Origin of the sequence: Cupriavidus basilensis, assembly GCF_008801925.2 — a bacterium.
Taxonomy (GTDB): domain Bacteria; phylum Pseudomonadota; class Gammaproteobacteria; order Burkholderiales; family Burkholderiaceae; genus Cupriavidus; species Cupriavidus basilensis.
In genome coordinates this window covers 323,396-348,434 of record NZ_CP062806.1, presented here as the reverse complement: position 1 = coordinate 348,434, position 25,039 = coordinate 323,396, and the positions used below count along the sequence as shown (strand labels likewise).

General features: G+C 63.5%; 13 protein-coding genes and 2 pseudogenes. 9 read left to right on the top strand and 6 right to left on the bottom strand.

The genetic code is table 11. The annotated features are described in order from the left end of the window. Positions 1 to 5: 5 nt before the first annotated feature. A pseudogene (locus F7R26_RS39135) lies at positions 6 to 863 on the bottom strand (TraM recognition domain-containing protein); the annotation flags it as partial. Positions 864 to 1,498: 635 nt separating this feature from the next. Then, a complete protein-coding gene (locus F7R26_RS39130; protein ID WP_150984872.1) occupies positions 1,499 to 2,065 on the bottom strand; it encodes a TetR/AcrR family transcriptional regulator in 567 nt (188 codons plus the stop codon). A gap of 289 nt (positions 2,066 to 2,354) precedes the next feature. Here F7R26_RS39130 and F7R26_RS39125 point away from each other — a divergent pair, with 289 nt between their 5' ends. The 4 genes from F7R26_RS39125 to F7R26_RS39110 all read left to right on the top strand — a co-directional run bounded on the left by F7R26_RS39125 (position 2,355) and on the right by F7R26_RS39110 (position 6,881). Next, the gene (locus F7R26_RS39125) at positions 2,355 to 4,385 is read left to right on the top strand and encodes an acetoacetate--CoA ligase (protein ID WP_150984871.1); all 2,031 of its coding nucleotides are present in this window, start codon (positions 2,355 to 2,357) and stop codon (positions 4,383 to 4,385) included. 97 nt (positions 4,386 to 4,482) lie between these two features. Next, the gene (locus F7R26_RS39120; protein ID WP_150984870.1) at positions 4,483 to 4,764 is read left to right on the top strand and encodes a putative quinol monooxygenase; all 282 of its coding nucleotides are present in this window, start codon (positions 4,483 to 4,485) and stop codon (positions 4,762 to 4,764) included. A 114-nt stretch (positions 4,765 to 4,878) separates the two neighbouring features. Further along, positions 4,879 to 5,649 carry an enoyl-CoA hydratase/isomerase family protein gene (locus F7R26_RS39115; RefSeq protein ID WP_150984869.1) on the top strand — a complete coding sequence of 257 codons (771 nt, stop codon included), beginning with the start codon at positions 4,879 to 4,881 and terminating at the stop codon, positions 5,647 to 5,649. 2 nt (positions 5,650 to 5,651) lie between these two features. Next, entirely contained in the window at positions 5,652 to 6,881 is a 1,230-nt protein-coding gene (locus F7R26_RS39110; protein ID WP_150984868.1) for a CaiB/BaiF CoA transferase family protein, read from the top strand. On the opposite strand, the pseudogene F7R26_RS41570 reads toward F7R26_RS39110, so the two are convergent. The 4 genes and pseudogenes from F7R26_RS41570 to F7R26_RS39100 form a co-directional block, all read right to left on the bottom strand. Beyond that, positions 6,847 to 7,203 (bottom strand): annotated as a pseudogene (locus F7R26_RS41570) (hypothetical protein); the annotation flags it as partial. The gene F7R26_RS39110 and the pseudogene F7R26_RS41570 overlap by 35 nt on opposite strands. Continuing rightward, entirely contained in the window at positions 7,092 to 7,574 is a 483-nt protein-coding gene (locus F7R26_RS39105; RefSeq protein WP_277820381.1) for a PAS domain-containing protein, read from the bottom strand. The pseudogene F7R26_RS41570 and the gene F7R26_RS39105, both read right to left, overlap by 112 nt. Continuing rightward, positions 7,562 to 7,726 (bottom strand): PAS domain-containing protein, encoded by a 165-nt coding sequence (locus F7R26_RS41375; RefSeq protein WP_241754835.1) that lies wholly within the window; start codon positions 7,724 to 7,726, stop codon positions 7,562 to 7,564. The genes F7R26_RS39105 and F7R26_RS41375 overlap by 13 nt, the downstream gene beginning before the upstream one ends. A 26-nt stretch (positions 7,727 to 7,752) precedes the next feature. After that, on the bottom strand, positions 7,753 to 8,079 hold the full coding sequence (locus F7R26_RS39100) for a hypothetical protein (protein WP_150984867.1): 327 nt from the start codon (positions 8,077 to 8,079) through the stop codon (positions 7,753 to 7,755). Positions 8,080 to 8,713: 634 nt separating this feature from the next. Between F7R26_RS39100 and F7R26_RS39095 the strand changes: the two genes are divergently transcribed. The 5 genes from F7R26_RS39095 to F7R26_RS39075 all read left to right on the top strand — a co-directional run bounded on the left by F7R26_RS39095 (position 8,714) and on the right by F7R26_RS39075 (position 24,648). Continuing rightward, complete coding sequence (locus tag F7R26_RS39095) at positions 8,714 to 9,460, top strand: TonB C-terminal domain-containing protein (RefSeq protein WP_150984866.1); 747 nt, start codon at positions 8,714 to 8,716, stop codon at positions 9,458 to 9,460. 2 nt (positions 9,461 to 9,462) lie between these two features. Then, on the top strand, positions 9,463 to 9,978 hold the full coding sequence (locus F7R26_RS39090; protein ID WP_150984865.1) for an RNA polymerase sigma factor: 516 nt from the start codon (positions 9,463 to 9,465) through the stop codon (positions 9,976 to 9,978). 112 nt (positions 9,979 to 10,090) lie between these two features. After that, positions 10,091 to 11,092 (top strand): FecR family protein, encoded by a 1,002-nt coding sequence (locus F7R26_RS39085; RefSeq protein WP_150984864.1) that lies wholly within the window; start codon positions 10,091 to 10,093, stop codon positions 11,090 to 11,092. Positions 11,093 to 11,464: 372 nt separating this feature from the next. Then, the gene (locus tag F7R26_RS39080) at positions 11,465 to 23,773 is read left to right on the top strand and encodes a filamentous haemagglutinin family protein (protein ID WP_241754834.1); all 12,309 of its coding nucleotides are present in this window, start codon (positions 11,465 to 11,467) and stop codon (positions 23,771 to 23,773) included. Positions 23,774 to 23,979: 206 nt separating this feature from the next. Then, on the top strand, positions 23,980 to 24,648 hold the full coding sequence (locus tag F7R26_RS39075; protein ID WP_170301799.1) for an RNA polymerase sigma factor: 669 nt from the start codon (positions 23,980 to 23,982) through the stop codon (positions 24,646 to 24,648). Positions 24,649 to 25,039: the final 391 nt, after the last annotated feature.

Sequence of the window (25,039 nt, the reverse complement as noted above, 5' to 3'; positions counted from 1 at the left end):
GCGTACTATCCTTCGATGATGGGAATCCGGCCTTGGTAGACGGATCCACCAGAGATGCGCAGAAAATATTGCAGGTTGGGCAGCATAGTGATCAGCTGAGTCGGGATAAGCGGCGCCTTTTCCAGTTGCGTCGAACGCGAAACCGACCCGTTGAACTCGCCGATATGTGCCTCGGATCCAGTGCTCGTGCTGCTGGTGGTGGTGATGTTCTGAATCGCCGTTTCCCCAACCTTGTCCGAGAACCACTGGGCCGTGTCCGTGTCTTCCAATCGTAAGATGATCTGGTTGTTGAGATTCCCCAAAACCTGCATCATTTTTGCTGCGTTTCCCAGTTTCGCCTCCAAATCTGAGCGGCTTTGGAAGGCGACCAAGGCATTGAAGCCTGCGCCGCGGCCCTTGTTGAGGATCTGGATCACCTGCTCATTGATCGCCTCGGCCACCTCATCGATGACCAGGACGACCTTAGGCGGCTTGGCGTAGAAGTTGTAGATGGCGCCGGCCACCGACGCGACGTCGGACAGGATCATCGAGGCGATGGCCTTCGCGACGATGCTGCTGGACAGGGAGTCCAGGCCGACGAACAGCACTGCCTTTTGCTTGATCACCTTGTCGATGTCCCAAATCTCGCGGTCATCGGTGAAATCGTCCGCCTTGGGTGCGAGCATGAGCCCCGTCTCCCCCGTGGCAAGCATCTGCAGGAGCGGAAGGACCGAGGCAATGATCCGCATGTAATGGTCGCGGTCATGGACAAAGGTGCCGACCAGGCCGTCGATGGATTCGTGGCCGCGGCCGACGTTGAAGTACCGCTCAGTGTACAAACGAACCATGGCCTCGATCAGCGTCCCGCCGGGCCGCTGCCCGACCTGCTGCATGTACGATCCCGCCTCGTCCTCCCAGGCGGTGAGCCGCAGCTGCAGTGTTCCCACCGTTGCAGGCGAGACCGGCCAAGCCAGCCAAAGCCTCGCCTGCGCGGCTGGTTGTTGAGTGCCACGCGAAACTGCTCGCCGCACACAGCCTGGCCTAGGCTCAATCTCGGCGCTCGATGTTTTCGGAAGCGACACCCGGCCCGGAATCGGGCATCGGTGTCGGTCGACCGGGAACGCGTGTCGGATAACGGGTTCCTCGCGACGGGAACGACCGGGCCATGGTATACGGTAGGTTTTTGCCGGCCTTGGGGATCGGCAAGTCATAGAGGCCGACCAGCTGTAAGCCGCCATGTGCGCCGCGAACGGTGCCGCTGCCACTACTTGCTGGGCCTGCTCGACAGAGCCGCGGCGCGAGATGCAATGCTGCCGGTATCTGAGGGAGGAAGGCCAGGACGTCGAACTCCGCGGCTGGCGGATTCAGTTGACCATCACGCTGGCGACAGTATTGGGCGGAGGGCATATTGCGGAAGACGGTGGCGCGGCAGCGCGCGCCGCAGTTAGCAGCATTGACCGGAGTTCCCCCATGGGTAAGGGCGCGCATTCCATATTCAGCCCCTAACTGGCTGGTGTTCTCAGGCAGCAGCGTGCCGCAGCGAATCGATGAGCGAGTCAAATGGAGTCGGATCACCCAAGGCTCGTGAGACTATCAGCGCCCCTTCGAAGGCGGTGACAGCAGCCGTTGCCCATCGGTGAGCGTCCGCCTCACCGGCGCCTCGCTCGACCAGAAGTCCAGCGAACAAGGCGATCGACGATGCCATCGCCTTGCCCGCCGACGCCTGCAGCTCTGGCGAGGCCTGAGCACTTTCAAGAATGACCGCCCCAATCGGACATCCCTCTCGGTATTCCGTGGCAACCGCGTGATCGCGAGCGGCTTCCAGATAGGCGACGAGGAGGTCCTGTGGGGTTGAGCAGGTCGCGGCCAACCGTGCCAGCCGAGCCTGCGCGGATCGGGTATGCGCAGCCACCACCTCTCCAGCGAACTCGTCCTTGCCGCCGGGGAAGTGGAAATAGACCGAACCGCGGGGCGCGCCACTCTCGGCAAGTACATCTGAAAACGCTGTACGCGCATATCCGCGAACGCTATACAGGCGGCGACCGGCCTTGATCATTTCTTCACGGCTGTCCGATTGGCGAGGCATGGCGTCAGGTATCCTGCAAAAAAAGTATGCTCATAGGCATATTTGTCTTCCATGATTATACGCGCCCCTGACCCCGGGTCGCTGGCTGCGACAAGCGCACCAAATCTGGCGCATCTCGCCCGATCGACTACTGACCGTGTGAGCCGCACGGGACAAAAGCAAATCAGTCTGCCTTCCAGAATTCCCAGCAGCGACACCGTACATAAGAGCAGCCAAAAGGCGCGGCGCCGCTTGACAAGCAAAACACACGCAAATAGTATGCATGCATACATAGTTCAAAGACGAGGAGATGGATGTGCTGCCTTTACGCCCACTAGCAAGCGATACAGATACCCGACCCGACCAGCGCGAGCACACATCTCCAATCTGGATACCCTATCCTGCTGACATCGAAGCAGCCAATATCGAACATTTCCGCCTCTGGCTGGCTGAGCGGCACGGCCTGAACCTGCCGGACTACCGCGCCCTGCAAGCTTGGTCGGTGGACCGCCTTGAGTTGTTCTGGTCCTCCATCTGTGAGTATTTCGACGTGCGCGCGACCAACCGCAGCAAACAAGTTCTCGCGAAATCGAGCATGCCTGGCGCCCGCTGGTTCCCGGGTACTCGCCTCAACTATGTTGACCAGGTACTGCGACACGAAAAGCTGACTGGGCTGGCAGTAATCGGCGAGTCGGAGCCTGGTGGCCCGGCCAACTCATCGCTTTCGTGGACCGAGTTACGACGCCAGGTCGCGGCTGTCGCACACACACTGCGCAGGCTCGGCGTTCAAAAGGGGGACCGGGTCATTGGATACATGCCAGATGTCCCTCAAGCGGTCGTGGCCTTCCTCGCGGCAGCCAGCATCGGTGCGATATGGTCGGTATGCGGCCAGGAGTACTCCTCCGAGGCTGCACTGGCCCGCTTCGGGCAGCTTGAACCCGCCGTGCTTGTCGCGGCGGACGGCTACTACTATGCCGGCCGGCCCCACTGTCGCCTTGATGCGGTCGAGCAGTTGCGCAGGAACCTACCCACACTTCGGGGGACCATCATGGTTCCCCGCGTCGGACGAGATGTCTCGATTGCATCGGACGTCATCCAGTGGTCCGAGGCGAGCGCGGGCGAACACCCACTGGCGCCCATCCCGGTCGAGTTCGACCATCCCCTCTGGGTACTGTTCTCCTCCGGCACAACGGGCAAGCCCAAGGGCATCCTGCATGGCCATGGCGGTGTCCTGCTCGAACACCTGAAGCAAATCACGTTTCACAGCAACCTACGGGCCGGAGACACGTACCTTGGCTACACCTCGCCAAGTTGGATGATGTGGAATTACCAGATCGCCGCCCTGCTGGTGGGTGCCCGCGTCGTCTGCCACGACGGCAGCCCCGGCCATCCGCATCCTGGCGCACTGTGGGCTCTCGCGTCGCGTCACCAGGCCACAGTCCTGCAGACGAGCCCAAGCTACCTGCAGGCCTGCGAAGCGGCCGGTGTCCGGCCCGCCGCAGAACACGACCTCTCCGGGCTGCGCTGTCTCAGCGTGACAGGATCGGTTCTGGCGGCGAGCTCGGCCCGCTGGGCCGCACGGGAACTCGGCCCGCGAGTCGCCATCGCTTCCTCGAGCGGCGGCACCGACGTCGTCAGCGGATTCATCGGCGCTGTCCCCACGCTGCCAGTCTGGGCGGAGGAGTTGACCGCGCCCTGCCTCGGCGTCGCCCTGGACTCCTTCGGCCCCCAAGGGCACAGCGTCCGCGGACAGGTCGGCGAACTCGTTATCACCAAGCCGATGCCATCAATGCCGATCGGGTTCTGGAACGACCCGGATGGATCGCGGCTGCGTGCCAGCTACTTCGATACGTTCCCCGGTGTGTGGCGACACGGGGATTGGATCACCATCACCGAGCGGGGCTCTGTGATCATGCACGGTCGCTCCGATGCTACCCTCAATCGGAATGGGGTGCGCATGGGCAGCGCGGATATCTATCAGGTTGTCGAGCGTCTGCCAGAGGTCGCAGAGTCGCTTGTGGTCGGTGTGGAGCGTTCGGATGGCGGGTACTGGATGCCGCTGTTCGTGACCCTCACTGAGGGAGTGGAAGACTTGTCTGACGACTTGTTGCGCCGGATTATGACAGCGATACGCGAAGGCGCCTCGCCGAGGCATGTGCCAGACGAGGTCATCGTAGTGCCCGGCATCCCGCACACGCTTACCGGAAAGAAACTCGAAGTACCGATCAAACGCATTCTACAGGGCGCCCCGCCCCTTTTGGTCCTCGACGCGCAGTCGGTGGATAACCCCAGTCTTCTCGACGACTTCGCCCGCATCGCTCGAGCCCGGAGCACCGCATGAAACATATCAACTTCGCAAACGAAAGCAGTTTGATGCCACGTTCGCACAAATCAAGTATTGCCAATTTTCTCGGAATGAATCGTTAGTGGAGACAGAAATGCTCGCAGTGATCGCTCAAATCAAAGTGAAATCTGGGTCGGAAGCCCAGTTCGAAGAACTCGCGAATCAATTGGCCAATGCATCGAGGCGCGAGGAGGGCTGCCTGGAATATGGGTTGTGGCGCACCGACGTGGTTGGCCAATACACATTCATCGAGCGTTACAAGGATCCTGCCGCGGCGGACGCCCATCGGAAATCCGAGCACTTCCGCCAGATCGGCCGCGCAATGGGCGCCCATATGGAAGGCACGCCGACCATCGTTCGACTGACTGCTGTATGAGCCCGTCACTCTCAATACCCGCTCTCGGCTATTTTTTTGCGGGGCACTGGATGGACGTTCGTACTCTTTAGAGTCCAGCCTTCTCGCGGTAACTACTAGAAACGGAGACACAGAGTGAGCTCAGTCAACCTCTCCATCGATGGCGCAGTAGGCGTCGTTTCGATGGCAAAGCCACCCCATAACCTGCTTGACGATGTCTTCATTAACGAGATCATCGAGGCATACCGTCGCGCAGTTGAATCAAACTGCCGGGCGATCCTGTTGAGAAGCGAGATGCGCCATTTCTGCGCTGGCGCGGAGGTGCGAGCCTTCCACGATGGCTCCGCCTCCATCCAGCACAGCGAGTCGGCCATGAACGAATTTCTGGACGTAATGGAGAACACGCCGGTGCCGACCATCGCCGCAGTGCACGGTGGCGCCCTCGGTGGCGGACTCGAGCTTGCCCTGACGTGTGACATGGTCATTGCGGCAGATACCGCCTATATGGGTCAGGTGGAGGTCGCTGCTGGCGTTCTTCCGTTGCTCGGTGGTACCCAGCGTCTGGTCCAACGCGCCGGCGTGGTGCGTGCCAAAGAAATCGCAATGGTTGGCCGCCGCTTCCGGGCCGAGATCTTCGAACGATGGGGCATCATCAACCATGTTGTGCCAGAGACCGATCTAGCGCAGGCCGCGATGTCTCTGGCTCGTCAACTGGCGTCAGGCCCCACGTTGGTTCTTCGCGGGATCAAGCGGCAGGCCAATGCGGCTGCGCGAGAAGGCATCGCGGCTGCCGACAGGATTCAGGTCGAGATCAATCGGGATATCTGGGCCACGAAGGATCGGACACGCGGCATCGAAGCGTTCCTGACGACCGGCCCGGGTACGGGAATATTCGAAGGAGACTGAGCATGTCACCACCTCTCGAAGGTCTCAGGGTCATCGACTTCACCCGAGTATTGGCCGGTCCGCTCTGTACGAAGACTCTTCTCGATCTTGGCGCCCAGGTCACCAAGATCGAACCTCCATCCGGTGATGTCGGTCGGGCGGGCTTTCCTTTGATCGGCGACATGTCGGTCTACTACATTCAGCAAAACGCGGGCAAGCGGAATGTGAGCATTGATCTCAACTACGAAGAAGCACGCGAGATCGTGAAAAGGATGTGCGACACCGCGGACATCATTGTGGAGAATTTTCGACCCGGTACGCTGGACCGATTCGGGCTTGGTTACGAGCAGGTACGCGCGCGCAATCCACGCGTGATATACGCGTCCCTGAGCGGATATGGTCAGAATACCTCGTGGAGCAATCGGCCTGCCTTTGCACCCACCGTTCAGGCGGAATCGGGTCTGACCGATATCGTTGAGCAGCATTTTGGTGACGCACTGACCGAGCCACGGAACGACGCGTGCAGTCACGCCGACGTGTACACGGGGATGCAAGGTGTGATTGGCATTCTTGCAGCGCTTCAGCATCGTAACCAGACAGGAGAAGGTCAGCACGTGGATGTGGCGATGGCGGCAACAATGCTGGCCGTCAATGAGCGGCTCGGCGCGCAGCTGTCTGGTGTCGATACGGAAGGCGAGCCAACCATTCTCTCGGCGACTGATTCACATATTTACGCGTTGCCAAACGGTGTGCGAATCACCATTGCTTCCAGTCCGGTGTTTACACCGATGTTTATCCGGTATTGCGCGATGATGCGTCGCAATGACATTAGGAGCGATCCTCGTTTCGCGACGGCCTTGTTGCGTCGTCGGAATCTGAAATTGCTCCTGGCGGAAATTCAGGCGTGGCTAGCCACCTTTGAAAACCTAGAAGATTTGCAAACGCAGATCAGCGAAGCGGGGCTCGCGCTCGGCGTGATTCGCAGCACCAGCGAATTCGCGGATATGGATTGGGTGTCCGAATGGGGCGCATTGGTGGATGTGGATGATCGCTCGGGCGGATCGCTGCGTATGCCAGGGCCGCCATGGCACTTCAGCTCCTGCACGCTTCCGGGGCCCGGGGTGCCTGGCTTCCAGGGCGAACAGAACGAATCCGTGCTGCGAGATGAAGGAATCGGCGAGCATACGATCGCCGAGCTCAAGGCGCGACGGATTCTACTCAGCAGACGCAATCCATTTGGATCATTCGACTGACTCGGTGAACGACCCGGTTTCGTAAGGCTTCTGCTGCCGATGGGCCGGGGCTGAGGATTGCGATAGGTGGAGGCAAGGCCAGGCTATCGACCAGCGAGACGCTGCAGAGGCAGTCGCTCGCAATCTCCTCGGCCAGGCGGCACAGGTCCTCCAGCACTTCGGGCAAGGGCTGCCCGATGCAGGTCATTTCGAGCAGGGGCTTTTCGCCTGCTAGGAGCACCTCGGTTCGTTTGCGCTCATCGATATGCTTTTGCAGGAAATACCAGAGAACGATCCGACCCGCATTATCGCGTAGGGGAAAGCCATGCACGCGAAACCATCGATAACCGCCGTCGGCGCGGCGGTGGCGGGACTCGAAGTCATAAGGCTCACCGGACGGGTCGGCGCATCAAAACGATCACTAGTCGCTTGCCGGTCGTCGCCGTGGGTAAGGTCCTTGCTAGCCCACTGCTTGAGTTCGTCCACCGTCGCGCCTGAATATTCAAGCGTATGGCGGTTGACATGAATGACTTCTCCTTCCGGCGAGAAAAGAAGCACGCGCGTGGGCAGGCCGTCAACGATCAGACGAAGCCGCTCTTCTGGTGCCCGCAGGGCAGTTTCGCTCTGCTTGCGATCCTCAATATCCGAGTAGCACCACTTTTCGACCTTGCCATCGGCATCGGTGTGATCGAGCGGGTGCGTCACAGGAACCATCGATACTCGCCATCGAAGCGCCGCAATCGCGCTTCCGTCGCGTCCGATTTGTCGGAGGCAAGTGTGGCGGCCCAATTCTGGAGCAGCGTTGGCAAGTCGTCCGGGTGGACTGCGGCATGCCAGCCTCCTTCTGAGGCCCGTTCAACGGACACGCCCGTATATTTGCACCAACGTCGATTCACATACTCCGCTCGTCCCGGATCAAGCGGGTCGCGTTGAAGCGCCAAGCGGGAAGCCGTGCGGTGGCTCCGGCCTCGGGTGCCGCGCTGATGCCGACTGTGGCGTGGCACACATGGTCCATTCCCAGTTGAACCGTATCGTAATGAATTACCAGGACCGTTCCGGCGGCACTAAAAAAGCGCTCGAACTCGGTCGAGTTCAAATCCTGCACGACGGCGCCGGGGTCGCCTACCGGCTCGTCGCCGTAGGCGAGGACGCCAAGAGCTGATGCAGGCGTGGCGGCGAAGGTAAGGGCGGCGCTAATTGCGGCGATGGTGCTACGCATGACTTTCTCCTGACGGACGACTTCCAAGCCGGGAACTTGAGTGTTCAGCCTGTCAGGATGCCCTCCCACCAGCGAATCGAGAGGCGGCGGCAGGCGGTTTGCGGCTGCGGGCGGGTCTCTGCGCGTCGCTACCGGCGCCGTGGGCGTCCAGTTCCGCATGGCCCTTGGCCTCGGTCTGCTTTGCGGCTTCGGCCAGTCTTTCCCGCAGTGCCTTCAGTTCTGCCTGAGCGCCGGTAGCAACGCCGACAGCCTCGGTCAGCCCCTCTCGCGTGGATTGGTGCGCGGCGCATTGGGCCTTAAAAAGAGCGCCCCGACATGGTGAGATGCCGGGGTGCTTTGTCGCTTGAGGGGCCTATGTAATGGGTACTCGTTATCGGCATGAAATGCGCTTGCCCTCCACCTGAGCCGCTCGGCCATAAGAAGAGTAGTGTGGCTGCCAAATCTGTTCGATGTCGTTGGTCGGACAAGGGGCAGCGGAACCGGAGCTTGAGGGCACTGTGCTAGGCGCTGGGGCGACTCACGTGTGGCTGATCGCACGTCACGAACTTGTCACTTCGTATGCGTATTCTCCAACTTATTCCGACGATTTATGCTGTAGAAATCACCTGAAGTTCAAGCGATCGCGCGATAGAAGATGACAGGCAACCCGGCATCGGTCAGTGTGCTTGCGCTGGCGGGATGCCTGATCGGTTTGGGCTCTCTGACCGCGATGGAATCGGCGCGCGCGCAGTCGACCATGTCGTCGGGTACGCGGCCTACGGTGCCTGTCGCCGGGGAGAGCACAAAGCTCTTCGATTTCGATATTCCGGCGCAGCCCCTCGATGCAGCGCTGAACCGATATGCCGATGTCACCGGGCACCCGGCTCTCTTTCCCAGCGATATTGTTGAGGGGCGCGTGTCGTCGGCAGTGCGGGGCCGCTATTCTGCCGAAGCATCGATGCGCCTTCTGCTGGATGGCACGGGGCTGGTTGCCGACAAGCGCAATTCGGGCCTGGGCCAGACCTTCGTGCTTAAGAAGGCGGACGAAAAGGCCGGCGGGCAACGGGGCGGCATGGCTGCCCTGTTCAGCGCGCAGGGCTACGCTGGACTGGCGCAGGCGCGCATCTGGCAGGCTTTGTGTTCCGATACGCGAACCGCGCCGGGCAGTTACAGCGCGTTGTTGCGCTTCCATTTGGACGCGGACGGCAGCATACAGGGGGAGCGCCTGCTGGGCTCTAGCGGCGACGCTCGCCGTGATTCCGCATTGCTGGATGCCTTGCGACGTGTGCATATCGAGCGGTCTGCGCCGCCGGCAATCGCGCATCAGCCCCTGATTATGGTGATTCGACCGACCGATCCGGCAGCCGGGCCGCAATGCGGCCAGGATAATAGCGAGTTCTGACCATGTCCGAAGACTCACAACTCATCCTGCTGGACTATCTGGGCAAGAGCTACGGCAAACTCAAGGCGCGCCTGACCAGGCTGCTCGGCAATGACGACGCGGCCGGCGACGCGCTGCACGACACCTGGCTGCGCCTCAAGGGCAAGGAAAACTACGGTCCGATCCAGAATCCGGGCGCCTACCTGCTGCGCATGGCGGTTAACGCGGCGGTGGACGTCCAGCGAAGGCAGAGCCGTTCGTTGTCAGGCGACGAGGTCGATGGGCTGCTGGAAGAGATGGCCGACCCGGCCCCCAACCCCGCGCAGGTGGCCGAGGCCCGCTCAGACCTGGATGCGTTGCTGCGGCTGCTGGACCGCATGCCGGAGCGCCGCCGGGCGCTGGTGCTGCTGGTGCATTCGGAGGGCGTCACCCAGAAGGAAGCTGCCCGGCGCCTGGGCGTCTCGATACGAACGGTGGAATATGAACTGAAGCGCGTACACGAATCCCTGGACGCGTACATGACCGGCGGGAAAAAATAGTGCGGGTTTTATGTGCCGCCATTCGTCATCAATTATGAGAACAGAAGAAACAGCGAACCCTGCCCGCAGACTGCGCTCCGGGTGCCGCTAAAGTCTGGACGTCGGATATGACATGATGAAGACATCGACGCACAAGGAAGGCCACGCTGTGTCGCCCGCCGAACTTGAAGCGCAGGCGTGGAGCTGGCTGCGCCTGCTGACCTCGGGCGATGCGAAGGCCTTGGATGCCCAGAGATTCCGTCGCTGGGTGCAGGCCAGCCCGGCGCACCAGGCGGCCTATAGCACGGTCAAGCTCCGCTGGGACGCGATTGAGGCGCCAGCCCGCGAACTGCAACGGCTCAAACCGGAAGCGGCCGTGTTGCACAAACGCGTTCCAGGCGCACCTCAATGGAGCCGCCGGGCTTTCCTGGGTGCGGCCGCGAGTGCTGCTGCTGCTGGCGGCGTCGCCGTGGTGTACCCACCGCTCGGCCTGTGGCCGGCGCTGGCGGAATGGGATGCCGACGACCAGACTCGCGCGGGCGAGCAGCGTACGCTCATGCTGGCTGCCAGCGTGAGCGTCACGCTCAATACGCGGACCAGCGTGCGCCGTCAGATGAATGGTGGGGAAACGGTCGGGCTGGACCTGATCAATGGCGAGGCTGCCGTTGACCTGAATGGTGCGGGGCGCGTCTTTGCGGTGGCCGCTGGTGCCGGGAACAGTCTGGCCGAGTCTGGGCAGTTCGAGGTAAGGAATTTGGACGGCAGGGTTTGCGTGACGTGCATTGGAGGGTCGGTGCGCGTGGAGCATCCCGCCGGCAGCCGGACGCTGAAAGCCGGGCAGCAGACGATCTATGACGCTAAGGCGCTCAGTGGGGTGGGCAATGTCAACCTGGCGGATGTGTCGGCGTGGCGCAAGGGCTTGCTCGTGTTCAACCAGACTAGGCTGTCCGACGTGCTGGACGAGATCAATCGCTATCGGCCGGGCCTGGTGCTGCTGGTGAACGACAGCGTGCGCAATAAGCCGGTCAGCGGGCGTTTCGTCATCGCCTCGCTGGACGTGGCGCTGTGGCAGTTGCAGGAGGTGTTTGGGCTCAATGCCCGCGTCCTGCCGGGTGGGCTGCTGGTGTTGAGCTGAGGCCGGTTTTACGACGCTGAGGCTTTCCGCCTGATTGTGCAATGTGCCCAGGCAAGGTGTCGCGCGTTGCCTGTGGTGTCGTGCACGCTAGATGCGGGGTGCCGGGACCGATCCCGAAGAAATCCGATCCGAAAAAAATTTTGCGGTTTTTGAGTGACGCTGTTCGTCCCTTAGACAGGGGGGGCGTTTTGTCGCCGGCGCGAGTCGGTGGACATGTGATGGCCCTAATGGACGTGAGCTACCCGACGCGAGGCGGGCAGGCGATTGGCATCGACTCAAACTTTCGGGCGGGAATTCCACATGAGCACAGGCGGACACAGAGGCGCGACGACGGCACCATCGCCGGGAATGCAAGAGGGACGGGCGTTCCGCATGGCACCGATCGCCGTGGCGCTGGTAGCCAGCGGACTCGTCGCCGATGTGCATGCGCAGCAGGCCTTCAGCGGTGCCTGGTTCGCGGCCAAGGGCGCCGCACAAAGTACGGCGGCGCAGACCGGCAGGCTACCCAACGGGACGCCGGCCTCGTCGTTGACCGGCCCGCAAGGACAGCAGCAACTGGCCAACGCTCAACTACAGCGCTCCATTGCGAACCTCGGCGCGGCGGCGCAGGCCATCGCCGCCCAGCAGTCTGCACAAGCCGCCGCCCGGCTGGCCGCCCTCAAGGAGGCTTCGGTTCCGGATGGTCTTGCCGACGGCGGCCTCAAGGTCGACAGCAACAGCCTGACCGCCAGTTGGCACAACGCCAAGGCCCCGGTGCAGACCGTGGTGGATGGCAGGACCACGGTGGCCATCCAGCAAACGGCCGACAAAGCGATCCTGAGTTGGGAGACGTTCAACGTCGGAAAAAGCACCACGGTGGCCTTCGCGCAGCAAAAGGACTGGGCTGTGCTCAACCGGGTCAACGATCCGCAGGCGCGGCCCAGCCAGATCCAGGGGCAGATCCAGGGCGACGGCACGGTGATGGTCGTCAACCGTAACGGCATCATTTTCAACGGCAGCAGCCAGGTCGACACCCGCAACCTGGTGGCCGCCGCAGCCAACATCAGCAACGACCAGTTCCAGAAGAACGGCATCTACGGACCCAACGCCACCACGCCGAGCTTTACCGACGCGCTGGGCAAGGTGCAGGTGCAGGCGGGGGCGCGGATTACGGCGCGTGAGCCGTCGCGCGTCACCGATGGCGGTGGCTACGTCATGCTGCTGGGCAGCGAAGTGAACAACGCCGGCGCGATCACCACGCACCGGGGCCAGACCCAGTTGGCCGCCGGCGACAGCTTCATCATCCGCAAGGGCGCGGGGACCGAGGGCAACACCGCCTCGACCACGCGCGGCAATGAAATCGCACCGCAGTTCGCCGCCGATAGCATGGCCGGCAAGGTGGGCAACACCGGCTTGATTCTGGCCCGCGAAGGCGACATCACGCTGGCCGGGCGCGACGTGCGGCAAGACGGCGTGGCCGTGGCCAGCACCACCGTGAACACGCGCGGCACGATCCACCTGCTGAACTCGGCCAGCGATAAGCAGGGCAAGGTCACGCTGGGCCAGGGTGCCACCACCGCGATCCTGATCGAGGACGACGGCACGGCCCGTGCTTTGGACAGCCAGCGCGATGCGCTGATCAAGGATTCGGCGGATCAGGACAAGGTACGTGCCCAGATGGCCGCCGGCGCCTTCGATAATCTCGCGCGCCTGCCGGATCGGCGCGACCAGTCGCGCATCGAGATCGTTTCAGGCGGCGACGTACTCCTCGACGGTAATTCGCTGACGCTCGCCACCGGTGGCCAGATCGCGGTCAGCGCGGCCAGGCGCAGTTTCTTGGCGGACAGGGCCCAGCTCGATGTCTCCGGCGCGGTGGGTGTGAGCCTGGCGATGGAAGCGAACAACGTCAAGATCAACGTGCAGGGCAACGAGCAGCGCGATGCGCCGGGTAACCGCGACAGCGGCAACCTGCTCAACGCGAACGTCTGGATCGACCGTCGCAGGTTGACCTACGTGCCTGCCGGCACCGGGGGATACGCGGGCGAGCGTTGGTACACGGCGGGCGGCCTGCTGGAAGTCGGGGGGTATCTGAACAACCAGGGCCACGGCATCGGGGAGTGGGCCGCGCAAGGCGGCACCATTGTGTTGGGCGGCAAGGAGGTCGTCACCCAGGCCGGCTCCAGCGTGAACCTGTCTGGCGGAAGCCTGAACGTGCAGACCGGGTACCTGAACCAGACCTGGCTCAAAGGCAGCGACGGGCGGCTGTACAACGTCAACAGTGCGCCGGCGGACATCGTGTTCACCGGCGTGTACAAGGGTTTCGAGAGCGAGCATGCGCGCTGGGGCAAGAATACGACGGAGTATTACCACACACCGCTGATCGCGCCGCAGCGGCTGCTGGAGAACGGCTATACGGTGGGCCGGGATGCGGGCCAGCTGATCGTTAGCGCGCCGACGGCGGTGCTCGAAGGCGACATCGTCGCCACCGTCTTCAATGGCGCGCAGCAGACGCGTGCCGCCTCGGCCGGCGTGACGGATGCTTACAAGCAGAGCCAGAGCGCGGTGGCCCGCGCGGGCAGCCTGGCGCTGGGGCAGTATGGCGCGTTGGGGCGCACCAATGCATTCAGCAGCGATGTGAAGATTGGCAATATCGACAGCATCACGTCGAATATGGCGGTGACCGATGCGCTGGAAGCGACACGATTGAGTACGGTGTGGCTGGACGCAGCTCGTCTCAACGGGCAACAACTCGGCGGGCTGGACCTCGCAACCCGCGGCCAGGTCGCGGTAGATGCCCCGCTTGTCCTCGCCAATGGCGGACGGCTCTCAATCACCTCTACCGTCACCAGCATCAATGCGGATATCACCGCGCGTGGCGGCCAGGTGGCCGTCGGCAACCTCTTCCAGGCCAGTAGCCCCGAAGTACTGCTGACGCCGGACGGCCACGCGGGCGTGACGCTGGCTGCCGGAAGAACCATCGATGCGCGGGGACTGTGGACCAATGCGCAGCAAGGCCCGGCTGATCTGTCCCGCCTGGCTTACCTGGACGGCGGCAGCGTTACGCTTGGCTCGACGCAGGACGTAACGCTCAGCGCGGGCAGCCTGATCGATGTGTCGTCGGGTGCTGCGATTCTGGCCAATGGCAAGATCAAGGGCGGCAAGGGCGGCGATGTGAAACTGAGTGCCGATGACGGGGGCAACGGGGCGGGCACGCTGACGCTGAGTGGGGACATCAGAGGCTATGGCGTCAATGGCGGCGGCACGCTCACCATCGGCGCCGGGCCAGCCATCGCCATTGGCGGCACGGTGCTTGAGACCAACGGCACGCTCGGGGTGGGCGAGGCGGCCGTGGTTAATCTCGTCACTACCGAGGCGTTCACCGTCAAGGCTGGCGATGTCCTGCCGATCACTTATCAATACGCCAAGACCGTTTCGCTGCCGGGCGAGGCTGTTGGCGGAGCTCCCAATTTCTCCGAAAGCCATCCGGTTGTGCTGGCACAGGACTGGACTCCACCGCCCGCGACCAGTAACTTCTATGGTTTGATGGTCGACGGGGTCTATACGCCGGTATATCCCTGGTCGCAGCCGTCATTTGGCGCCGGCTCGGTCATCACCGCGATCTATTCTCCAAGTGAGTTTCCGGCCAGCTATGTTGTTCCTGCCAGCATATTTCCGAATGGCATACCCATTCAGCCTGTTCAGGTGGTGATAGCTGCCGGAAAAATCGCGCCGAAAGACGCCACGTTTGCCGCTGGAACGCAACTCGCGGCGGGGACGAGACTGCCGCAGGCGGTCAAGGTCCAGCCTGTTCAGTATCTGGACACATCTCTCTTTCAGAAAGGCTTTTCCAGCTACTCAATCGACGGTCATCAAAGCCTTGCCGTCACGGCAGGCACGAAGATCGATGCAGCGATGCCAGTCTATCGACTGTCGGCGGCGGCATCCGGTGTGACTACGGGGGCTGATCCGTCCGCCGTTTTCGAAATCTGGACGCCGCCCCTGTATCAGGACGACCCCGTTGCCGGAAAACTGGCGCAGCGCGCGGGCGCCGATGTTGCGCTCAAGTCGAATGCCGCCATGGTCGGCGGCGTGGGCAACGTCAACATCGGCACGGGTGCGTCGATCACCGTTGACCCCGGCCGTCGCATCGCGGTCGAAAGCCCGGGTCAGATCACGATCGACGGCAGACTGCAAGCGGCTGGCGGCGCGATCGATGTCATCCAGGCAAATACGGCCGCAGGGGAAAATGCTCCGGCCGGTTCGACGCCGGGACAGCGCTCGATCCTGATCGGTGAGCATGCGGTGCTGGATGTGGCCGCGCGCGCCGTGACGGCAGTGGATCGCGAGGGCTTGCGCTATGGCATCGCGCCCGATGGCGGCAGCATCACCATCGGCGCGCCGACCAGGCGCGAGAATGGGGACGGCATCGCCCAGGCGGCCGAGGCGTTCATTGTGATCCGGCCGGGCGCGGTGCTCGACGCCAGCGGCACGAGCACCATGATCGATCTGCCCACCGGATCGACCCCGGGCGGTCAGTCCCGCCCGCTCGCGCTGGCCAGCAACGGTGGTACCATCGCGCTCAATTCGTTCAATGGCCTATACCTCGACGGCACGATGACGGCCGCCGCCGGTGGCGCAGGCGCCCGGGGCGGCACGCTGACTCTGACGCTGGAAACGGCGCGTTATCAATCCAGCAATACCATTCCGCTGATACCCGACGATGTGCGCTTCGTGCGCGAACTGGTCATCGGGCAGGACTACGTCGCCAGTGGCTCCGACGAACCGCTGCGGATCGGCACCGCGCGTATCAGCGCGGAACAGATCAAGGCCGGTGGCTTCGACAGTCTCTCGGCCTATGCCGACATTGTGCGCTTCGATGGCAATGTCGATCTGGCGCTTGGCCGCAATATCGAGCTCTACCACTCGGCGCTGGTCACGGACGGCTCCGCGGTGTCCGTTCGGCTTGCCGCGCCGCACGTCGCATTTCGGGAGGCGCCGGGCAAACCGATCACCGGCAGCTCGGTCTATCCGAAGGCACAGGGCAATCTGCTCGCCATCACGCCCTCCGCTCGGGTGGGCAGCGCAAAGCTGCTGGTCGACGCCGACCTGATCGACATCCATGCGCTGCAACTCGGCGGCGCCGCGGGCTCCGTGCCATTGCAGGGCGGGTCGCGCGTTTTCGACTATGCGGGCTTCGACGGGGCGACATTGAACAGCCGGGGCGATATCCGGATGATCGGCAATCTCGTCGGTAGCCGCACGCTGGATCTCAACGCCTCGCAGATCTATCCAGTCAGCAGCGCCAATGGCACGATCTCCTCTCCGGGCTCGATCATCATGGCCCGGGATGCTGTGCGCATGGGCCGTACGGGTGACGCGCTGCCGGCCCTTCCCGGGTCGGTATTCGGCGGCCTCATTATTTACGCGAGGGAAATCGAACAGGGTGGCGTGCTGCGTGCCCCGCTGGGTTCGATCACGCTCGGCACGACGTCAAGCAGCGGTACGCTCAAACCGCCGGTTACCGAGAAGGTCGACCTGCTGCCCGGCAGTATCACCTCGGTCAGCGCCAACGGTCTGGTGCTGCCCTATGGCGGTACCGTGGACGGCATCACCTATTCGCACGGCGGCAATGCGCTGAGTGGATCGCTGAATTTCAACGCCGGCGTCACACTGGCAGGCAAGGCGTTCGACGTGCGGCAAGGCGCTACGATCGACCTGTCCGGCGGTGGCGAATTGCTGGGTTCGGGATTCGTCAGTGGACGCGGCGGCTCGGTCGACGTGCTGACTACGCCGCTGGCCAATGCCGGGCCGGGCTATGGGTTCAGTGCGGCCGGAAACAAGGTCTATGCCATCGTGCCGGGGGCACAGCCGGGCGTCGCCCCGATCGACGCCTCTGCGGGCGCCGCGCCCGGCGTCGGGCGGCAGATCACCGTGCCCGCCGGCGTACCAGGCTTGCCGGCGGGCACCTATACGCTGATGCCGGCGCGCTATGCGCTGCTACCCGGCGCTTATCGCGTGGAGGTCGGCGGGCAAGCGGCGTTGTCGACAGCGGGCGTTGCCGCCATGTCCGCCGGCAACGGTTCCTGGCTTGTGTCGGGCTATCAGGGCATCGCCAATACCAGTTACCGTGATGCGCAGCCGACGCAGCTGATGGTGACGCCCGGCCAGACGGTGCGAGCCCATTCGCAATACAACGAGACCAGCTATGCCAACTTCCTGATCGCCGATGCGGCTCGATCGGGAGCATTGCGCCCGATACTGCCGGTGGATGCCAAGTCGTTGATCCTGTCATATGCCGAGCAGCCGGGTGCCGGGCCAGCACTCAGTTTCAAGGGCCATGCCCTGTATACTCCGGGCCGGGGTGGCTACGGTGGCATGCTAAGCGTTGCGACGACTGGAAGCGGAAGTATTGAAATCAAGTCTTCGGGAGCCCCTTCTGCCGCGGATCGCATTTCGTTGTCGGCAGACGACCTCAACGCCGTCGGTGCGGATCGCATGATGATTGGCAACGTCGTCCAATTTCAAAATACGATTACGTTGTTCGGCGGCGCCAAAGGCATCGTCGTTCGCAATGGCGTTGTGCTTGAGGCCCCCGAGATATTCTTGGCTGCGGGTGTTGATGGCGTGACCGTGGAAGACGGCGCGCGGATCAGTACCCTTGGACGAGGGAGTGCGACTCCTTTTCCTACGGCGGATGGCTACCGCTATTTTGCCAATCGCGCGACCGGCGCCCTGATCTTGTCGAATGGCTTTGTCGACCTGGTGTCGCAAGCCAGCGATACCTCGTCTAGCATCACGGTGGGCAAGGCCGAGTTGTATACGGAAGGCACGTTGGGCTTTGTGGTCAGTGCGGCCGGCAAGCTGGTGCTCGATCCGGAGGCGCGCTACGGCGCCAGGTATTTGTCTGTGGCGGCCCCCAGCATCAATATCGGACAGCAGGCAGCAATCGATGCCGCCGCCGCCGCCCACGTGCTGCCCGACGGCCTGACCCTCAACCAGCAGGTGTTCGACGGCCTGCTCAGAGGCAATGCGGGGATCGGCATCCCAAAACTCGAAACCCTGATTCTGTCGGCGGGCGGTTCGGTCAACTTTCTCGGACCCGCCTCCTTCAACACCATCGATCCGGCTACCGGCAGGTCGAGCCTTGCCGAACTGGTGCTTAGCACGCCGGCCATCTATGGCCTGGGCGCCGTCGGCGACAAGGCGACGCTGACTACGGGAACGCTGTTCTGGAACGGCGTCAGCGATGGCAAGGCGCGGGACTCCATGTCTCAACCCGGCAGCCTGCCGCCGCCCAAGGTGGTAGCCGGCGGTCCTGGTACCGGTGCCGGCACGCTAGACCTCGTGGCCGACGAAATTGTCTTTGGCTATCCCAGGTTCACGCAGCCCGATACGCAGCTCACGCTGGACCGGCTGGCGCTGGGCTTCGCTACGGTCAACCTGAATGCCCGCCAGCGCATTACCGCCAACAATCGCAACACCCTGGCGGTGTACCAGAGCGGCACCGATGCGGCCTCCTACGCGGGAGGCAACCTCAATCTGGTCACGCCGCTGCTGACCGGCGCTGCCGCGTCGATCAACCGCTACACGGCGGGCGGTGCCCTGACGGTGTCTGCGCCCGCGGGTACTGCCGCGGCGAGTACTGGCGTGCTGGGTGCGGAGATCGGCCTCAAGGGGCGGACGGTGACGCTCGACAGCGTGGTGTCGCTGCCCAGCGGCAAGCTTACCGTAGAGGCCGACGGCGATATCCGGTTGGGGGACACCGCGCACATCGATCTGGCGGGACGCGAGGTCAGCTTCTTCGACGTCCGCAAGTACAGCTGGGGCGGCGACCTGATCCTCTCCAGCGCGCATGGCAATATCGCCCAGGCATCCGGATCGGTGATCGACCTCTCGGCGAAGAACAATCGTGGCGGCTCGCTGTCCGCGGCTGCAACCGATGCGGCCGCGGGGGATGTGACGCTGGCCGGCGCCATTCTCGGCGCCGCCAGCGGCACCCATGACGCCGGCGGCACGCTGGTGCCGTATCCGGGTGCGACGATCGACGTGCGGGCCCAGGCTATTGGCGATTTCGCGAGGCTCAACCAGCGCCTCAACGGTAACGGTGTGCTCGGTGGCCGCAGCTTCCAGCTGAAGAGGGAGGGGCTCAACCTCGTCGTCGGCGATGAGATCAAGGCCAACAGCATCAATGTGTCGGTCGATGGCGGTAGCCTGACGGTCAACGGCCGGGTCGATGCGAGCGGACCGCAGGTGGGCACGATCCGGCTGGCTGCGCGCGACGGCCTGACCCTGACGTCCAACGCCGTGCTGGATGCGCATGGCACTCAGTTGCGCGTGGACAGCTACGGCCAGCCGATCGATGCGCCCAACCGGGCGATTGTCGATCTTACGGCCGGCAAGAACCCCGTCACCGGCTTGCCAGGCTGGCTGCGAATCGCCTCCGGCGCGACGATCGATGTGCGTGCGGCGGATGGCGTCGCGCGCGGTACGGTCAGTCTGAATGCACCGCGCCTTGATGGGAGTGATGGCGACATCGCTGTCGACGCGGCCGGACCTGTCTTCATCGACGGTGCGAAGAGCGTCGCGGTGAACGGCTTCCGGCGCTACATCGACGCGCCGCCAGGGACGCCTTCGGCTGACGGCCGTCCGGTCCAGGTGATCACGCAGGCTTACCTGGACGGCATCGATGCGGACAGCAGGGCTTTCATCGGCGCCGCCTGGAGCAATGCCGGTCTGCAAGGGCGCCTGGCCGGACTCAGGGCCTACGGCGCGGCTTACCATCTGCGTCCCGGTGTGGAGATCGCCAGCGCCATGGCCAATGGCAGCCTGGTGGTCGATGGCGATCTTGATTTCTCGGGCTACCGCTATGGTCCGGGTGCGGATCCGTTCACGCGCGGCTCGGGCGAGCCGGGCGTCCTGACGCTGCGCGCCGGCGGTGACCTCACCATCAAGGGCAGTATCAATGATGGCTTTGCGCCGCCGCCGGAAACCGCAGATGATTACGGTTGGGTCGTTTCGCTGCGTGTCCGTCCAGGTGAAACGCTGCCGTCGCCTCTCTTGACCAGGGAAGCCAAGACGATTGAAATCGATTATGTCGTGCCCGACGGCGGTGTCATCGTCGACATCACCGAGAACGACTATTACGATCCCGGCATGACGGTACCGCGCGGCACCGTCACGAGCTATATCTCCATCGGAGCCGGATCGCCAAGTCCGATCACTATCTCATCGTCGGGCCCGCGCCCTGAGCCTGGCCGGCTCTGGGCGGTATCGCCAATGCTGCCGGCCGGATCTCAATCGTGGTCGATGCGCCTAGCGAGCGGCGCCGATGTCACGTCGGTGGATACGCGTGCGCTGCAGGCAACGAGGACGGGCAATCTGGTGCTCGACGATGAGCATTTCAGCGGGCCGACGAAGACTGCGAAGGCCATCAGTGTGGTGCGCACCGGTACTGGCGATCTCGATCTGCTGGCCGGAGGCGATGTCTCGATGAAGTCGCTGTTCGGCGTTTATACGGCGGGTACCCAGTCGGTGCCGGTGCTCGCGGCCGACGGCTCTAATCCGTACAACCAGCCGCGCGGGCGGCAGCCAGACGGCAGCGGCGCCAGCGTGCTGGGCCCCGATGGCAGTGGCTACGAAAGCCTTGTCGCTGGATCGTCCAGCCTTTATCAGGCGTGGTACCCGGAAAACGGGGGCAATCTGCTGTTGACGGCCCAGGGCAAGCTCACGGGCTTGACGGTGTTCAATTCTTCAAACGCCGATAGCCTTCTGCCTTCCAATGCCACAGGCAACTGGCTATGGCGGCAGGGTGCCGAGATATCCGGCCTGCCCACCGCCTGGTGGGTGAACTTTGGCACCTACGTGCTACCGCTGAATGGCAGCGGCGTGCCGCTGCCTTCCTATGCCGGCGGCGAGCCTCGGTTGGTCGGCTTCACTGGCTTCGGCGCCCTGGGTGGCGGCAATGTCGCCATCCGGACCGGGGGCGATGCCGGCGTGATCGACGGCATGGGTGATGACATCAAACCGGTCAGCCAGGGCTTGACGGTCGCCGCAGGCGGCACGGGCCGCGTTACCGCCGATGGCCGATTGATTCAGAGCGGCGGCGGGGACGTGAGCATCCGGATCGGCGGTGCGCTCAACCCGCTCGATCCCAACGTCAATCCTAGCAAGTACGGCGTATCAACGTTGGTACGCGGTAACACGCTGGCAGCTAACCTTAATGGCGTGCTGACCAATGTGCGCGGCGCCATCGAAGTGAGCGCCGGTTCCATCGGGCGCATCGATCTCGGCTATGGCATGAGCGCACCCTCGTACACGGCCGATCCACGCGCGCCCGATCCCAATGTGGCCAATGGCGGCCGCTCGAACGGCGGACCACTGGTGCTGGCGGGCGACACTGCCGTGTCCTTCACCTCGCGCGGCGATCTGGTGCTGTCGAGCGCCGAGGATCCCGGCCGCACGGCACAGCAGAACACCACGCCCTACAGCATCACGTCCAACGGCGTGACGATACCTTACAAGGGCGGCGGCTACAGCTGGTTCACGCTGTGGACCGATCGCACGGCAGTCGATCTGTTTGCCGCCGGCGGCAACCTCACGCCCACCACTGTCGGTGTGAATATCAACGACAACCGCCAAGGGGGGGACTATCCATCGATCCTGCGCGCCGCGGCGGCCGAAGGCAGTATCTACTACGGTGCCAAATTCTACGAAAACGGCTATGTGACCTCGCTGGCGCTGGCGCCGTCGCCGCGCGGGCAACTGGAAATTCTCGCGCGCAATTCGATCCAGACACTGGGCATGCCGATCAACATGTCGGGTGCCGGCATGGGCGTGCTGCCGACGCCGTTCAAGGCGGCCTTTATGGGTCCGACCGGGGTTGGCGGCGCGCTGTTCACGAACATCAGCGTGGATGGCGGCGGGCTTGACTATGGCTTGCCGCTCTACGCCTTCGGTCCCAATACGGTGACGGGCATTCTTCACGCCGGTGACTATGAGCCGCAGCGCTTCTATGCGGTCGATGGTGACATCATTGGGTTAAGAACCGGCGAGGTGCTGGATTTCACCAACAGCGGAAAACAGGTTTCGAACAAGCCGGTCAATCAGTGGAATGTCGCGGCCAAGCCGGTCTGGATCATGGCAGGGCGCGACATCGTGGGTGCCGGCGCACAACCTGACCACTACACTGACGGCAAGCCCTTCTATGCTAACGGCAACTATGGCGCGGCATCTTCGGGCAACCTCATCTACCACCCCGATGCCACCGATGTGTCATTGGTACGGGCAGGACGCGACATCCTTCAAGCCAACTTCCAGGTGGCGGGCCCAGGCACACTGGAGATCTCGGCAGGCCGCAATTTCTACCAGGGCGACAAGGGCTCGATCGCCAGCATCGGTCCGCTCGCCAGCGGGGACAGCCGTCCCGGCGCATCCATCGTGGCCATGGCCGGTGTCGGGTCCAATGGTCCGGACTATGCGGCGCTCAAACGCTACCTCGACCCCGCCAATCGGTTGCCAGCCGCCACGCCGTTGGACGGCTCGGGCAAGGTCGCCAGGACCTACGAAGGCGAATTGGCTGCATGGCTCAGGGAGCGCTACGGTTATGCTGGCACTGGTGCCGAGGCCCTGGCTTATTTCAATGCACTCGCACCCGAGCAGCAAAGCGTGTTCCTGCGTGAGGTCTACTACGCCGAACTGAAGGCCGGCGGGCGCGAGTACAACGATCCCGACAGTCGGCGCTATGGCAGCTACTTGCGCGGGCGCAACGCCATCGCGGCGCTGTTCCCCGAGCGCGATGCCCAGGGCGGCAAGATCGCGCGCACGGGGGATATCACGATGTTCGGCGGCTCAGGCATCCGCACGCTGTTCGGCGGCGACATCCAGATGCTGGCGCCGGCAGGCCAGATCGTCGCGGGCGTACAGGGCACGGTACCCCCGGCATCCTCTGGCATCGTCACGCAAGGCGCAGGCGACATCGAACTGTACTCCAAGGGCAGCGTGCTGCTGGGCCTGTCGCGCATCATGACCACCTTCGGCGGCAGCATCCTGGCATGGTCGGCCGAAGGCGACATCAATGCTGGGCGGGGCTCCAAGACGACGGTGGTCTACACGCCGCCCAAGCGGGTGTACGACGACTACGGCAACGTGAAGCTGTCTTCGCAGACGCCATCGTCGGGCGCCGGTATCGCCACGCTGGCGCCGATTGCCGACGTGCCGGCCGGCGACGTGGACCTGTACGCCCCGCTGGGCACCATCGATGCAGGCGAGGCGGGCATCCGGTTCTCGGGCAACATCAACCTGGCGGCGCTGCAGATCGTCAACGCGGCCAATATCGTGGGGCAGGGCAAGGCGACGGGCCTGCCGACGATCGCGGCGGTGAACGTCGGTGCGCTGACCAATGCGAGCTCGGCCGCGGCGCAGGCGGCGACGGCGGCGCAGGACGCAACGCAGCGCGATCGTGCAGCGGCCCGTCAGAATCTGCCATCCATCTTCACGGTGCGGGTATTGGGTTTTGGCAACGAGCAATCGCCGCCCACTGAAGGCGAGCAGAGCAATGTGCCGCCGCGTTCCGGGCAGCTCGGCCACATCCCCTACGACGCAACGAGTCCAGTGCAGTTCGTGGGCGTTGGCGGGGACTTCGATGTCAGGCAAGTAGCGCGCTTGACCGCGGAGCAGCGCCGCCAGTTGCAGCAAGACCGCTAGGGCAGGTATAGGACTTGGCTTTCCCGGCCTGTCGCCGCGCTCGCGAGGCAGGGCCGGGGATCGCTTCGCCCTTGACTCGGGCATGGCTTGCTGGCTTGCTATTGCAACCGCTTGCCTGTCGTAGGGATGCCATCGGGGCGGCAACGTCCGCATTAAGTGCCGGTCATGCGGCAGGTTTTGTCATGGTAGATGGAGGCAGATCCGTCATGGACCTGAATAACGAATCCTGCGTGGAGGGGGGCGACGCGGTTGCCGACGCAGCCCGCGTCACCTTCGTCGAGGGCGATCACAGCGTGATGCTGCGCGAGTTCCTAGTGGCGAACTACGACCGGCTGCACAGCCGGCTATTGCGTCATCTGCGTTGTCCCGACCTGGCTAGCGAGTCCCTGCACGATGCCTGGCTGCAATTGGGAAAACGGAGGGTTTGCGCGCAGATCCAGAGTCCCGAAGCCTACGTGTACCGCATGGCCTGCAACCAGGCGGTGGACCGCCTGCGCGCCAACCGGTCGTGGCAATATACTGGTGACGCCGGCGCCGAACTGGAGTACATCGTCGACGCCGCGCCAGGTCCGGCAACCATTGCCGAGGCCCGGTCCGAGCTTGTGGCGGTGGTCGATGCTCTCGGTCGCCTGCCATATCGCCATCAAGCGGTCCTGGTCGCGCTGCGCGTCGAAGAGCAGACTCGCCAGGAGGTGGCGGCGTTTCATCGCCTGTCAATGCGCAGCGTCGACAAGATGCTGAGGCGGGCCCTGGACCTGTGCGCCGAGGGTACTGGTCGGACGGTGACGGTGGGTGCGAACGCGTCCCGCTGTGCGTCGCCGCGATGGCGGATCAAGTGGGGCGCCGCCGGCGCCGCGATCTCTCCGGTAGAGTAGCCACGAGATGAAGGTCAGCCGCGGCTGGGTTTGAGGGGCTGTGGTGCCATGTCCAACTGCCAAAGCGCTCTCGGTTTGCATGCGCCAGCTCGACAATTGAGTTGCAGCGGACACTACAGCGCATCGATACGTAACCAAAATCGATCTTCCGAATTCGCCCCCGCCGCGCTGCCTTCGACAGCACGGTCATCCAGTGCCGCACAATCCGTGCATGTCGGGTGTTGAATGGACGCATTCTTTGCTCGCCATCATCTTTGTCTGCCGTTCCATATGTTCGCTTTCCAAATCCGATTGTTGAGTTGCCTCTGCAGCGAGTCTAAAAGAAAGGGGGCTATGACGACCGGCGTCGCCAAAAAAGAAACCCCACACTCGAACGGTGTGGGGTTTGTCA